The sequence below is a fragment of the Arachidicoccus rhizosphaerae genome, assembly GCF_900107765.1.
Lineage (GTDB): Bacteria > Bacteroidota > Bacteroidia > Chitinophagales > Chitinophagaceae > Arachidicoccus > Arachidicoccus rhizosphaerae.
Genome location: NZ_FNQY01000014.1, coordinates 84,969 through 98,162, shown reverse-complemented (window position 1 = coordinate 98,162; position 13,194 = coordinate 84,969). Strand labels below are relative to the sequence as shown.

General features: G+C 46.2%; 10 protein-coding genes. 6 read left to right on the top strand and 4 right to left on the bottom strand.

Annotated features, from left to right (window positions below; translation table 11 throughout):
- Positions 1 to 77: 77 nt before the first annotated feature.
- Both BLU80_RS12745 and BLU80_RS12740 read left to right on the top strand, forming a co-directional pair.
- Positions 78 to 296, top strand: a complete 219-nt coding sequence (locus tag BLU80_RS12745; protein WP_091399031.1) for a type II toxin-antitoxin system Y4mF family antitoxin — start codon at positions 78 to 80, stop codon at positions 294 to 296.
- Positions 297 to 570: 274 nt separating this feature from the next.
- Positions 571 to 1,335, top strand: coding sequence for a class I SAM-dependent methyltransferase (locus tag BLU80_RS12740; protein WP_091399028.1), 765 nt, complete (start codon positions 571 to 573; stop codon positions 1,333 to 1,335).
- 285 nt (positions 1,336 to 1,620) lie between these two features.
- Here the strand turns inward: BLU80_RS12740 and BLU80_RS12735 are convergent, their stop codons facing one another.
- The 3 genes from BLU80_RS12735 to BLU80_RS12725 all read right to left on the bottom strand — a co-directional run bounded on the left by BLU80_RS12735 (position 1,621) and on the right by BLU80_RS12725 (position 7,648).
- The gene (locus tag BLU80_RS12735) at positions 1,621 to 2,622 is read right to left on the bottom strand and encodes a hypothetical protein (protein ID WP_091399024.1); all 1,002 of its coding nucleotides are present in this window, start codon (positions 2,620 to 2,622) and stop codon (positions 1,621 to 1,623) included.
- Between the two features lie 465 nt (positions 2,623 to 3,087).
- Positions 3,088 to 5,721 (bottom strand): alanine--tRNA ligase, encoded by a 2,634-nt coding sequence (gene alaS, locus BLU80_RS12730; RefSeq protein WP_091399021.1) that lies wholly within the window; start codon positions 5,719 to 5,721, stop codon positions 3,088 to 3,090.
- A 115-nt stretch (positions 5,722 to 5,836) separates the two neighbouring features.
- A complete protein-coding gene (locus BLU80_RS12725) occupies positions 5,837 to 7,648 on the bottom strand; it encodes a beta-N-acetylhexosaminidase (RefSeq protein WP_170831234.1) in 1,812 nt (603 codons plus the stop codon).
- A gap of 351 nt (positions 7,649 to 7,999) precedes the next feature.
- On the opposite strand from BLU80_RS12725, the gene BLU80_RS12720 reads away from it, so the two are divergent.
- From BLU80_RS12720 to dnaG, 3 genes are all read left to right on the top strand, one after another.
- Positions 8,000 to 8,509, top strand: a complete 510-nt coding sequence (locus BLU80_RS12720) for a shikimate kinase (protein ID WP_091399015.1) — start codon at positions 8,000 to 8,002, stop codon at positions 8,507 to 8,509.
- Between the two features lie 91 nt (positions 8,510 to 8,600).
- Complete coding sequence (locus BLU80_RS12715; protein WP_244518900.1) at positions 8,601 to 9,017, top strand: DUF423 domain-containing protein; 417 nt, start codon at positions 8,601 to 8,603, stop codon at positions 9,015 to 9,017.
- A 57-nt stretch (positions 9,018 to 9,074) separates the two neighbouring features.
- Positions 9,075 to 11,048 carry a DNA primase gene (dnaG, locus tag BLU80_RS12710; protein ID WP_091399011.1) on the top strand — a complete coding sequence of 658 codons (1,974 nt, stop codon included), beginning with the start codon at positions 9,075 to 9,077 and terminating at the stop codon, positions 11,046 to 11,048.
- Here dnaG and ytxJ read toward each other — a convergent pair.
- Positions 11,041 to 11,397 (bottom strand): bacillithiol system redox-active protein YtxJ, encoded by a 357-nt coding sequence (ytxJ, locus tag BLU80_RS12705; RefSeq protein ID WP_091399008.1) that lies wholly within the window; start codon positions 11,395 to 11,397, stop codon positions 11,041 to 11,043. The two genes, dnaG and ytxJ, sit on opposite strands and share 8 nt — an antisense overlap.
- A 420-nt stretch (positions 11,398 to 11,817) precedes the next feature.
- Between ytxJ and dctA the strand changes: the two genes are divergently transcribed.
- Complete coding sequence (gene dctA, locus BLU80_RS12700) at positions 11,818 to 13,125, top strand: C4-dicarboxylate transporter DctA (protein ID WP_091399003.1); 1,308 nt, start codon at positions 11,818 to 11,820, stop codon at positions 13,123 to 13,125.
- Positions 13,126 to 13,194 lie beyond the last annotated feature (69 nt).

Genomic DNA, 13,194 nt, shown 5'->3' with positions numbered 1-13,194 from the left:
CAAAAAAGAACATAATTATATGCTTTTAAATATAAATTAGTAAAATTTGTTCAAATTCGTTGCAAAAGCATATAATAATGATAAAACTTGCAGATTTTGTAAAGCAAAGAAGAAAGGAAGCAAATCTTACACAGGCAGCGTTTGCTGAACGGGCTGGTGTGGCACTTACGGTAATCCGAAAAATAGAACAGGGTAAAGAAAACCTGAATCTCGAAAAAGTTAACCAAGTACTCAAAATGTTCGGGCATATTTTGGCTCCTGTAAATGCAAGAGAGCTAGTAACCTCAAAACAGTAAAGTTGAGAAAAGCAGAGCATATACCGGGTATTTTTCACGAGGCGTGTAGTCGCTTGTTTTTTCGGCGGTAGGCAACAGCAGGTGTTCAAACATTCGCTGGCTGAAATGGCGGAATTGGCGAAGAACGACTTAGAGCGGCGCAGAGCAGCTCCCCGTGTACCACCCAAATTTATTACAGCAATCATAAATAAAAAGCCGTAAGCTTTGGATTTTTAAATTCATAAAGAACACCCCACTGCTTATTTCTATTTAGTTTTGTGTAAAAGACCGAAAGATGTCAGAGAAAAACACCGAAAGATTCAGTAACCGAGTGGGAGATTATGTAAAATTCAGGCCTCATTATCCAAAGGAAATACTGCCATTTCTACAAACCCGCTTTCAGATAGATCCGATTCACACGCCTGTCGTAGCCGATATCGGGTCAGGTACCGGTATTTCAGCCGAGCTTTTCCTAAGTGCAGATTTTAATGTCACGGGCGTGGAGCCCAATAAGGAAATGCGGGAAAAATCACTTGAGCTGCTGGGCACATACGAAAAGTTCCATGCAGTGGAGGGCACTGCGGAAGCCACGGGCCTGGCCGACCACTTTGCAGACGTGATAATTGCTGGACAGGCCTTTCACTGGTTTGACAAGGCGCTAACAAAACCGGAATTCAAACGCATTTTAAAGGAAAATGGATACGTATTACTTATCTGGAACGAAAGACTCACCCGCTCGTCCTTTGAAAAAGACTATGAAGACCTTATCCGGCTTCATGGGAGAAATTATTTAAAAGTAGATCACAGAAATATCCACCTGGAAGATATTCAGGCATTTTTCCATCCGGGCACAGTCAGCCTATCTACTTTTACAAACTATCAGCGTTTTGATTTTGAAGGCCTGAAAGGAAGGCTCTTGTCTTCCTCTTATATGCCCACCCAAACGGATCCCGGATACGCTGCCATGGTAAGTGATCTGCAAACTTTATTTAACACCTATCAGCAGGAAGGTTTTATTCAAATTGATTATGATACGAATGTTTATATCGGTCAGTTTTGAGCCTCAAACCCTGTAAAAAAATTTGTTATTGAGTCTTCATGATTGTTTTTTTGTGTTGTTTATCTATTGGAGCCAACAAGAAGACAAAAAGTTATAAAAAACAACAAAAGCTCCCCTATCCATTCAGCTATGGCAAAAAAACCTGCTACCCCATGTAAAAAAGGGTAGCAAAACCGTATGCTGGTTCTACTACCCTTTTCAGTGTATAGGTGTTTTTATATAGGTCGTTCTAACGAAAAGTATCTTATTGGCAGATGCGCTGACCAGGTTAGACCTAAAGTCTGATTATAAACCCAGGAATCCGGATTTTTTCAGAGTCTTAATGCCTTCTCCGATCTTATACCCATTGTTATAGATTTCAATTTTATACTGCCCTGTCTGATAACGGCCACCCTGATCCCAGTCAAAGGAAACTTCTTTACTCTGTCCGGTGGCATAGCTGATATTTTGCATATTGGTATAGACTTTCTGCCCCTCTTCTCTGGTCTGGAAAGTACCGCTGCCCTGAGACGGTATGGAAACCACTCTTCCGTCAGGAGCTACGACGATAATATAAAGATCTTTCGGACCGCTGGGAGCTACCCTGTTGGCATCAATGGTAAACTTTACACGCAGCAGATCCGCTTTTTTAGCCTTGCTGGTTTCTGTTTCCTTATCTCCTTTCAGCTTAATGGCTTCGATGCTGATATTAGAAGCATGCAGCGTAGATGCTTCATCCATGATCTTGTTTTTAGCCTGGCTGACGGCGTTCAGACTGTCTGCTACCATTTGCTTCTGTGCAGCAATCGTATCTCTTTCTGAAGCCAGGACCTGATTGGATACCGTTAAATTAGCATTTTCCTTTTGCAGGGCTGCTATCTGGGCATATAAACCATTGACCTTTCCTTTGAGTTCATCAATTAAAGCTCTGGCTTTAGTCAGATCACCGTTATTTTGTTCTTTGATATCCTCAATTCTCTTTCTCAGAGAATCAATTTCATTTTTTTGTTGTGCTAAAGAACCCTGTAACTGGGTATTGGATCCTGTCAGGGAGTCCATTCTTTTTAAGGCATCATTATATTCTGCCTGAATAGCAGATTTAGCTGAGTCAGAAGCCTGCGTCTGATACTGGAGACCGGCGATTTCCTGGTTTTTATGACTATGGTCATAAATGATATACGCCCAGGTGGCCAGCAGTAAGGCAATAGAAATCCCTAAAATAATTTTCTTATTTCTGTCCTTGGGATTAGGCGTCGGCTGCGGGGCAGATGGTTGTGGGTTGGCTGATGGATAATTTGAACTTTCCATGATTATTTGAGCATTTTTTTATTTTTTAATTGTAAACAGCCTGAACAAAAGCATTTTAAATCATCCACAGCTGTTTAAAACGAACATCAAAAGTCAAGTCACTCAGTCGCTAGCCTGCCTGCCCACTTTCAATGTTGGATGTAAATAGCTAAAATAATGCCAGACTAAATAAAAAAGGATCCCTCCCTGTTTTCCCCGTGCGCATCTGTTATCCTGATCAGTTTTACCCTGCATATCCCCCCTATAAATCACTGATTTATCCCTTTGCCTTAAAATGACTCATTTAGTTTATTAAAAATCCGGCTGATATATCATTGCGACCTGACCGGTCATCCATAAAAAAACAATCAGCCGGCAGTAAGGATAAAAAAGTCCATACTGCCGGCCGTTTGTAAATGGTATCTTATCTAAATATTTAGCTAAATAATAACTACGCTTATTTACGTATTTATGATGACAAGGGAACTATCCCGCTATCACGGCGCTGACCGCCGCAATCACCTGATCCAGATTGCTCGCATCCTGGCCGCCTGCCGTGGCCAGGTCCTTGCTACCGCCACCGCCGCCTTTAATAATCGGGGCAATGGTTTTTTTAATCAGCTGACCGGCGTTTATATCCAGTCCTTTATTTTCCTGTAAAGCAGGGTCTGTGATGATTACCACGCTGGCTTTGCCCTGCACCGAAGCCGTTAGCACCACCACATAATCCTTCAACTCGCTTTTTAATGCAAAAGCCAGCTTTTTCAGATTATCCGCACTGCTTACTTCCACCTTTTCGCCGATAAACTGTACGCCGTTTACCGTTTGCGTCTTTGCCAGCAGCTGAGTGGCCAGCTGCGTTATTTCTTTTGCCTCCAAAGAAGCCAGTTTACTTTCCAGGGCTGCTTTTTCTTCCAGGAGTTTTTCGATGGCTTTGATCGGCTGGTTGGTTTTTAAGATTTCTGCCACGGCCTTATTCTGCTGTACTTTATCCGCAAAATAACGGATGGCTGCACCACCGGTAAGGGCTTCTATACGTCTCACCCCTGCAGCAACAGCAGATTCAGCGGTGATCACCATCAGTCCAATCATACCTGTTCTAGGGACATGTGTACCGCCGCATAACTCAATTGAGAAAGCGGGATCAATGGTCACCACACGAACCAGGTCACCGTATTTTTCCCCGAAAAGCGCCATGGCGCCTTTTTTCAGCGCTTCTTCTTTTGGCAGCTCCTCTATGTTTACCTCAATATTTGCTCTGATCTTTTCATTAACGATCGCTTCCACCTGCATCAGCTCTTCGTCGGTAATTTTGGCAAAATGCGATACGTCAAAACGGAGCACTTCAGGGCTGACCAGAGAGCCTTTCTGATTGACATGCGTGCCCAAGACCTGCTTTAAGGCAGCATGCAGCAGATGGGTCGCCGTATGATTATAAGTCGTATTTAAACGTCTCTCCCCGTCCACTTTGGCAATCACTTCCCCGTCAATGGCTGCAGGCAGTTTTTGTACAAAATGAATAAACTCCCCGTTTTCCTTTTTGGTGTTTTCAACCGGTATTTTTTCATCTCCAAAAACGAGCACTCCGGTATCTCCTACCTGACCGCCACTCTCCGCATAAAACGGTGTTTGCTTCAGCACCAGCTGATAGGTTTCTTTATTTTTACTTTTAACCTTTCTGTATTTAACGACCTCCGTCGGTACCAGTAAATCGTCATAACCCACAAAACCGGTTTTATCCGTAGGATGCACCGGCACCCAGTCTTCCGTATCCAGTGCAGTAGCTGCTCTGGAACGGTTTTTCTGCTGCTGCATTTGTTCAGCAAAGCCCGCTTCATCAACACTCAGTTCGTTTTCTGAAGCAATCAGCCTGGTTAAATCAATCGGGAATCCGAAAGTATCGTAGAGTTCAAAAGCCTGCGCGCCGTCCAGCGTCGACAAGCCGGACGTTTTAGCCGTCTGAATCAGCTCATCTATTTTTTTAAGTCCTTTTTCCAGCGTTCTTAAAAAGGCTTCTTCTTCCTCTTTAATAACCTTGGTCACAAAGTCCTGCTGCTGCACCAGTTCCGGGAATACGCCATCAAACTGCTTTGCAATCACCGGCACCAGCTGGAACAGTAATGGCGTTTTATAATCCAGATAAGAGTAGTAATACCGGACCGCTCTTCTTAAGATGCGGCGGATCACATACCCCGCACCGGTATTAGAGGGCAGCTGTCCGTCGGCAATACTAAAGGCGATGGCCCGGATATGGTCCGCCAGTACCCTGAAGGCGATGTCCTGCCTGCTGTCTGCCGCACTGTATTTTTTACCGGTCAGTTGACTGATCACCTGAATGGTACCGGTAAATACATCCGTATCATAGTTAGAGGTCTTTTGCTGCAGTACCCGAACCAGTCTTTCAAAGCCCATTCCCGTATCGACATGTTTTTCCGGAAGCGGGGTCAGACTGCCGTCTTTGCCCCGGTTAAACTGCATAAATACGTTATTCCAGATTTCAATGACCTGGGGATGATCCGCATTCACGAGGCTGGCTCCGGAAACGCCAGCTCTTTCGGCTTCCGTGCGGCAATCCATATGGATCTCCGAACAGGGGCCGCAGGGCCCTGTATCGCCCATTTCCCAGAAATTATCCTTTTTATTGCCTTTTAAGATATGGGCAGGGTCCACCCATTTAGCCCACTCATCGTAAGCCTCCTGGTCAAAAGGCAGCCCCTCTGACTCATCTCCTTCAAAAACAGTCACATAGATCTGTCCGGGATTGATTTTAAATATACCGGTCAGCAGTTCCCAGCTCCAGGCGATGGCCTCTTTTTTAAAATAGTCACCAAAGCTCCAGTTACCCAGCATCTCAAACATGGTATGATGATAGGTATCCACCCCTACTTCTTCCAGGTCATTGTGTTTACCGCTGACCCTGAGACATTTTTGGGTATCGGCCACCCGGCGGTGGGCCGGTACTTTATTGCCCAGAAAATAATCCTTGAACTGGTTCATCCCCGCATTGGTGAATAAAAGCGTGGGATCATTTTTTATAACAATAGGTGCCGATGGAACGATGGTATGCTGCTTTTCTTTAAAAAAGTCCAGAAACTGTTGCCTGATCGCTGCAGAAGTCATTATTTTTTGTATTTAAGGTGGCAAAGTTAAAGTTAATTGACCAAAAAAATAAGCGGGTCTGCCACCTGTCATGGGTATTCGCTAAATATGAACGTTTAGACCTTCCTTAGCCGGATTATTTATCTAGCTTCCTGTAATGATAACCTAGTCTTCCAAGCAGGGTTAATTCTCTGGGCAGCGCCTGGTAAAAAGCGGGATAATCCTTATTTTTCTCTTGCGTCCACAGGTTTTCCGAGAGTGCAAGAAGCCTTGGCAGCAGCATATATTCCATACCCTCGGGATCACTGAAAAACTCCGTCCAGATGGCTGCCTGGCCGCCTTTGACCAGACTTTGCTGTTCTTTGGTCAGCCCGTCAGGCATGATCTGGTACTGATAGACCTTCTCCAATGTATTCATGGAGTGCGGAGCCGCCAGCGGCTCGCCCGCAGGGCCTGCCTGATAACGGTTAAAATACAAGGGGTCCGAGCAGACATTAATAAAACCATGACCTTCACTAACGGCCTTTAAAGGCGCTTTTTTGGCATAGCTGCGCCAGTAGGTAATGGTAGCAGAAGGCAGGAGATTGCCTTCCAGCGCTTCATCCCACCCGATTATTTTGCGGCCATGCTGTTCTAAAAACCGGCCGATCTTATTGATAAAATAGCTCTGCAGGGCTTCATAATCCTTCAGCCCTTCTTTTTGCATCAGGCGCTTACAGCTGGCATTTTGCTTCCAGTTGGTCTTATCCACTTCATCCCCGCCTATATGGATATAAGTAGAAGGGAAGATATCCATGATTTCCGTCAGGATATTTTCCAGAAAGGTAAAAGTAGCCGGGTTGCCGGGATTGTATTCACTGACGGCGCCCTTTTGATACCCCATGGAATTGGGTACGCTTTGGGCTTTGCCGCTGGAGCTGTAGGCAGGATAAGCAGCCAGTGCGGCGGCGGCATGTCCCGGTAGTTCGATTTCCGGGATCACCGTTATGCCTCTGAGTGCCGCATATCGCACAATCTCCCGGGCCTCCTTTTGCGTGTAAAAGCCGCCGTAGCGGTACGGGGTTCCTGTCAGGGTGTCGGGTCTTTTATTAAAAAAGACCGAACCCGGGATCTCTTCCCGCCAGGCGCCCACAGAAGTGAGCTTAGGATAGCGCCTGATCTGAAGACGCCAGCCCTGGTCATCGGTTAAATGCCAGTGAAATATGTTCAGTTTATAGCGACTCATGACATCCAGCAGCTTTTTGATCTCGGCCGCAGTATAAAAATGCCGGCTGACATCCAGCATAAAACCCCGCCAGCTATAGGCAGGCGCATCCTGCACTTCCAGCAGTGGCAGTACAATATCTGTACTTTGCTCAACTGAGGTGGCAGCAGTTCTCCCGGCCGCTTGTGTATATTTATATTGATCAATGAGTTGCAATAAAGACTGCAGGCCGTAATACAGTCCTGTTGAGGAGCGGGCCGAGATCTTAACACCCTGAGGATCAATATGGAGCCGATACGCTTCACTTAGCAGGGACGCTTTTGGGGCTTCATTATTTACAGCCGTCAGCTGTTTAAAGTCCAGATCCGGGTTTAGTTCCAAAAGCACGGCTGCCTGGCGAACCTGAGCGGTTTTAGCGGCCTGCTTACGCAGCCTGCTCTCTCCTGCAGCGCCGGCAGCAGTGCCCAGCGCTGTTTGTAACTCCTGCTGCATGACCCTTAACCGGTCTTTCAGCGAAGCCGCTTCTTGTTTTGATAATTTTTTGAGGCTTTTAGTCATCTGAAAATGAACCGTAGCTGCCGGATCCAGCCGGTAAGACGCACTGCCATTATTACCCGGCATGGAAAGATAAGCCGGTTCCGGTATAATTCTTGGCGCCTCCTGCGTTATAACGCTGCCCGCGGCAGTATCTACCCCGGGTGCCGCAAACAGACTGGTGATACTTTGTGGACCGAGTACTGCCATAAGGATACAGAGCATGCCAGCCCTGAGAGCCTGACCGGGTCTGTTAATGTTTAAGTGCCCCCTTTTTGAAAACAAATAATTTTTACCAGGTCTAATAAGTGACTGCTTCAATTGTAATCTTTTAGTATATGAATGAATAGAATATTTAAAACATTTGGTATCTAAGTTCAACATTATCAAGGCGGCAAGTATATCCTGCCGTTTCGCGCCACCGGAATTCTCTTAAAAAATGTATGACATATCAAGAGAATTTACAGCGGTAAATTTAAGACATTTACCGCTGGTTCTCTTATTTTTTTAAGAGATAGTCTATCTATAAATTTGTACTTTTGGCGCATTTGATACGTATTTATGGCAAAAATCTATTTAGTAGGAATGATGGGCGTGGGAAAATCCCACTGGGCTGCCAAACTGGCCCGCAGGCTGGCGCTTCCGCATCTGGACCTGGATGAGGTGATTGAAAAAGAACAGGGCTGCACCATTGCCGAAATCTTTGAGCAGAAAGGAGAACAGGGTTTTAGAGAAATTGAGTCTCAGACCTTACGCAAATACAGCGAAGCCGGTGATTTTGTAATGGCCACCGGCGGCGGCGCCCCCTGCCATCTGGGCAATATGGAATATATGAACCGTATGGGGATTACCATCTGGCTGGACGAGCCGATTGGCATTGTCATCGGAAGGCTAAAACAAGGGAAGCACGAGCGGCCCCTGGTGGCAAGGCTGGCTGACCATGAACTGCGGACTTTTATCGAGCAGAAACTCCGTGAGCGGACACCCTTTTACAGCCAGGCCAGATACCGACTGGGTGAAGGGAGTATATCCATCCAGCTCTTTGAAAACATTTTACAGCAACAAAGCTGAGCCGTAGGATAGCCTATTGATTTTATAAGACATACGAGTCAATACACGGTACACATTATGCAGCACTACCATTTTATAAATTTCTGAACACATGCAACATCAACCCCTAAAAATCAATACCTGTTTTATACAAGCAGCGGCCTTTATCGGTCTTCTGAGCATTATCCTGGGCGCCTTTGGGGCGCACGGCATCAAAGGCCGGGTAACGACGGAAGCCTTTGAGATCTTCGAGACCGGCGTCCGCTATCAGATGTATCATGTTTTTGCCCTGCTGGCTGTGGGTATTTTATGGGCTTTCAGCCCGCGACCTAACTGCCTGAAATGGGCCGGTTGTCTTTTTATTGCAGGTATCCTGCTATTCAGCGGTTCCTTATACCTGTTGACCTATGCCATGGGCACGGCTAATCCCGACCTGTTTAAATATGGTGTGATTACTCCTATTGGCGGATTTTGTTTTATTGCCGCATGGATTTTGCTCATCGTTTCTTTTATTCGTAAAAAGGCTTAAAACCCTTTGTTTGCGGCATTTTTATATTATTCAGCTACTTTTAAAGTCCCCTGACCCATGATCGCCCCGGAAACCATACGAGAAGTCACTGACCGCATCGACATTGTCGATGTGGTAGGCGAGTTCGTAAAACTCAGACGGCGGGGATCTAATTATCTGGGGCTCTGCCCTTTTCACGGGGAGAAAACCCCCTCCTTTAATGTCTCACAGAGCAAGGGTATTTTTAAATGCTTTGGCTGTGGCAAAAGCGGCAATGCCATCACTTTTGTCATGGAGCATGAGAAATACAGCTACGTGGAAGCCATTAAATGGCTGGCCAGGCGCTACGGCATTGCTGTAGAAGAGACCGCCATGAGCGATCAGGCCAGAGAACAGATGCAGGCTGCCGAAAGCCTGTATATTGTCAACGGTTTTGCCCAGCAGTTTTTCCATGAACAGCTGGTGCACTCTGAAGAAGGTGAACATATCGCCCTGAGCTATCTGAAAGAAAGAGGCTTTAACCGGCCGATTATTGAAAAGTTCGGCCTGGGGTATAACCCGGACCAGTCAGACAGCCTGAGTAAGGAAGCGGTAAAGCAACAATTTAGCCGGGACATCCTGTTAAAATCAGGTCTGGTACGCAGCTATCAGGACCGGCTGCAGGATAATTACCGGGGCCGGATTATTTTCCCCATTCATAATAATTCCGGGAAAGTCATCGGGTTCGGCGCCAGAATCATCGGCAAAAAAGACAAAGCGCCCAAGTATATCAATACGCCGGAAAACGAGATCTATGTCAAAAGCCGGATTTTATACGGCAGCTATTTTGCCAGGCACGCTATTGATAAAGAAAATGAATGCCTGCTCGTAGAAGGATATACCGATGTGCTGGGGCTGGCGCAGGCCGGCATAGAAAACGTGGTGGCCAGCGGCGGGACTTCCCTTACCATCGAACAGCTCCGGCTGATTAAAAAATATACCCAGAACCTGACCATTATCTATGACGGGGATAATGCCGGCATCAAGGCGGCCCTCAGAGGTCTGGACATGGCGCTGGAGGAAGGACTCAACGTCCGGCTGGTACTGATACCGGACGGGGAAGACCCTGACAGCTATGTCCGTAGTCTGGGTGCAGAAAAGTTCCGGAACTTTATCCAGGACAATAAAAAGGATTTTATCCTGTTCCAGCTGGAGATCTTACTCAAGGACGCGGGAACAGATATTACCAAGAAAAACGACGCCGTTAACCGGATTGCAGAATCCTTAAGTAAGATCAGTAAGGCCGAGGACTTTACCAAGCAGCAGGAATATATCCGCCAGTGCTCCGATGTTTTAAAAATCGATGAACACGGTCTTACCACACTGGTCAATAAATACAGAAGAGATCAGCTGACCAAGCTGGAGAAAAAACAAAACCAGGATCAGCGCTACCAACCGGATGAGCCGGGACTGCCGCCGGAGTATGCTGAGGGACAGCCTGAAGATATTCACCAGTCGGCAGCCGCCCAGGAATTAGCGACACTGGATACCGGTAATATCCAGGAGAAGAACCTGCTTCGGGTCTTATTAGATTTTGGCCTCAGGCCCTGGAAGGAGAAATGGACCATCGCGGATTATATCTTTGATGAGATCCAGGGGTTCCCCTTTGAAAATGAACTCAACGAAAAGCTGCTGGAGTATTACAGAAAAGAATACAATGAAGGCAGAGAGCCGGATGTGGCTTCCTTTCAGTATATAGAGGATAAAAGCTTACAGGAACTGGTCGTGTCCATCACCCTCACCCCATATGAGATCAGCAGACGCTGGGATGAGAAGATTCCGGGTAAAAAATCAGACAGCATCGTCAACCGGGATCTTTCCAGGCAGGATGCACAAAACAGTGTCATTTATTTTAAGCTCAGAAAGATCAAGCAAATGCTGGAGATCACCCAAAAGGAAATCATGGACTGCACTGATTTTGAGGAGCAGCTAAAACAGCTCTCCATACAAAAGCATTTAAAACAGGAGGAAAAAAACCTCACCGATCAGTTAGGTACCGTTATTTTCAGATAGCGGCTACCTCTGCCTGGATACGTTCCTGGGTGATCCCGTAATGGCTTTCGTTATACACGCATTTACCTGCGGAGATAATTAAAATCTGGGGCGACTGATGTTCCACACCAAATTTATGTGCCACCATATTAGACATATCCCGGTAGTTCCACAGGTCCAGCAGATAATAATCTGCCTGCTCAATGACGCAGGAACGGTCCAGTCTGCTTTTAGCCATAGCACTCGTAGGACAAGAGATACTGTGCTTGAAAATAATCTGCGGTTTATGAAAAGAGTCCTGGATAAGCTTTTCTAACACTTCAGCACTGTCTAAGGGTTGCCAGTCAACGCCAGCGTTTACATTCAACATAAGGGTAATAAATCCTGATTTTAAGTTTTCTAATCTTTGAATTATCCATAATCCGTCATTAGCCCAAACTGGGAAGTGAAGATTATTTGAACAAAGGTACATCATTGTTGCATACCTGCTGCGCATGGACTGGCAGAAGCCAGCTTTCAACCACTATACTTTTACGGTCACCCGTTAAAACTTACAGGCTTAACGATGATTTTTATTAAGCAGCTGTAATAATGGCTTTGGGCAAAACCCTGAATCTATCTGATTGACAGACTCGACCTGTTATAAATCCTACCGCTTTATATTCATTATCCGACGAAAAATCATACATTCACTGTAGCGTTAATGTTCGGTTAAAGGCGCATTTAATAGGGAGCCGTCCTGATTTTTTTAAAGGTGGTCCATATTGCAGTCACTCTTTTTATCTAACACATGAAGTATCTGAAAATTCTGTATGTACAGGTCTTAATAGGAATTGTCCTTGGGATCTTAGTCGGCTATCTGGTGCCGTCCTTTTCAGGAGCAGCAAAGATTATCGCCGACATGTATATCAATTTAATCCGTATGGTGATTGCCCCTGTCATCTTCGCCTGCCTGGTGCTGGGGATGTCAGGCGCAGGAGAGATGAAAAAAGTAGGCAGAATCGGCGGCAAGGCCATTTTGTATTTTGAGATCATCACGACTTTTGCCCTTATAATAGGCCTTGTTGTCACTCATTTTATTCAACCCGGCACGGGTATCCCCAAAGCGCACCTGCCGGCCGCAGCGGCCGGTATGCAAAAGATGGACACCGCTTCCACGTCTATGGATTGGGGCCATTTTATCTCCAATCTGGTGCCTGCCAATATCGTGGACGCCTTTGCCAAGGGAGATATCCTGCAGATTTTACTATTTGGCATCCTCTTTAGTATCGGCTTATCCAAAATGGGGTCTGGCAGACAAAGCGTGATTCATTTTTTTGAAAAACTCAACCAGGTATTGTTTAATATTTTACACCTGGTGGTAAAGGTAAGCCCCATCGGCGCCTTTGGCGGTATGGCCTATACCATCGGGCAGTTTGGTTTTGGCAGTCTGGTGGCCCTGGGTAAACTGCTCTGTACCTTCTACCTGACCGGTCTGCTGTTTATATTTGTGGCCCTGAACCTGATTGCTTACTGTTATAAATTCAGTCTCTGGAAACTCCTGGGCTATATCAAAGAAGAGATTTTAATTGTGCTGGGCACCAGCAGCAGTGAGGTCGTCTTGCCCAACCTCATGGAAAAACTGCAAAAAGCAGGACTGGATAAAGGCGTAGTGGGTCTGGTGATCCCGGCAGGCTATAGCTTTAACCTGGATGGCACCAGTATTTATCTGAGCATGTCTGTGATATTTCTGGCCCAGGTCTTTCATGTACCGCTGACCCTTGGCCATGAGCTGGGGATCATTGCCGTCCTATTAATCAGCAGTAAAGGGGCGGCCGGCGTTACCGGCTCCGGATTTTTAGTGCTCACTTCTACCCTGGCGGCACTGAAGATTATTCCTATTGAAGGGCTGGCACTTTTAATCGGTGTGGACCGCTTTATGAGTGAAGGCCGGGCCATCGTAAATGTCATCGGCAATAGTGTGGCCACCGTAGTGATCGCCAAAAGCGAGAAAGCCATTGAAGAACCTTTGTTTAAGCATGTAGTGGAGCACCGGCCGCTGCCGGCCGGTTACGAGCCGGTAGCGGTTAAGCAGTCAACCGACCCGCCAGTCATTTGATAGCTGGTCTGCTTAAGCCCTGGTGAACTTAAGTGTTGGTCTCCTAACAAGGCCTGTTTAAACCTTTCT

Excerpts from the sequence above, each read along its gene's own strand:
- dnaG (WP_091399011.1), top strand. The coding sequence starts at position 9,075 with ATGATCGCCCCGGAAACCATACGAGAAGTCACTGACCGCATCGACATT.
- BLU80_RS12725 (WP_170831234.1), bottom strand. The coding sequence starts at position 7,648 with ATGGCAGTACTCGGTCCACAAAGTATCACCAGTCTGTTTGCGGCACCC.
- BLU80_RS12745 (WP_091399031.1), top strand. The coding sequence starts at position 78 with ATGATAAAACTTGCAGATTTTGTAAAGCAAAGAAGAAAGGAAGCAAAT.
- ytxJ (WP_091399008.1), bottom strand. The coding sequence starts at position 11,397 with ATGTTGAATGTAAACGCTGGCGTTGACTGGCAACCCTTAGACAGTGCT.
- BLU80_RS12720 (WP_091399015.1), top strand. The coding sequence starts at position 8,000 with ATGGCAAAAATCTATTTAGTAGGAATGATGGGCGTGGGAAAATCCCAC.
- dctA (WP_091399003.1), top strand. The coding sequence starts at position 11,818 with ATGAAGTATCTGAAAATTCTGTATGTACAGGTCTTAATAGGAATTGTC.
- BLU80_RS12740 (WP_091399028.1), top strand. The coding sequence starts at position 571 with ATGTCAGAGAAAAACACCGAAAGATTCAGTAACCGAGTGGGAGATTAT.
- alaS (WP_091399021.1), bottom strand. The coding sequence starts at position 5,721 with ATGACTTCTGCAGCGATCAGGCAACAGTTTCTGGACTTTTTTAAAGAA.
- BLU80_RS12735 (WP_091399024.1), bottom strand. The coding sequence starts at position 2,622 with ATGGAAAGTTCAAATTATCCATCAGCCAACCCACAACCATCTGCCCCG.
- BLU80_RS12715 (WP_244518900.1), top strand. The coding sequence starts at position 8,601 with ATGCAACATCAACCCCTAAAAATCAATACCTGTTTTATACAAGCAGCG.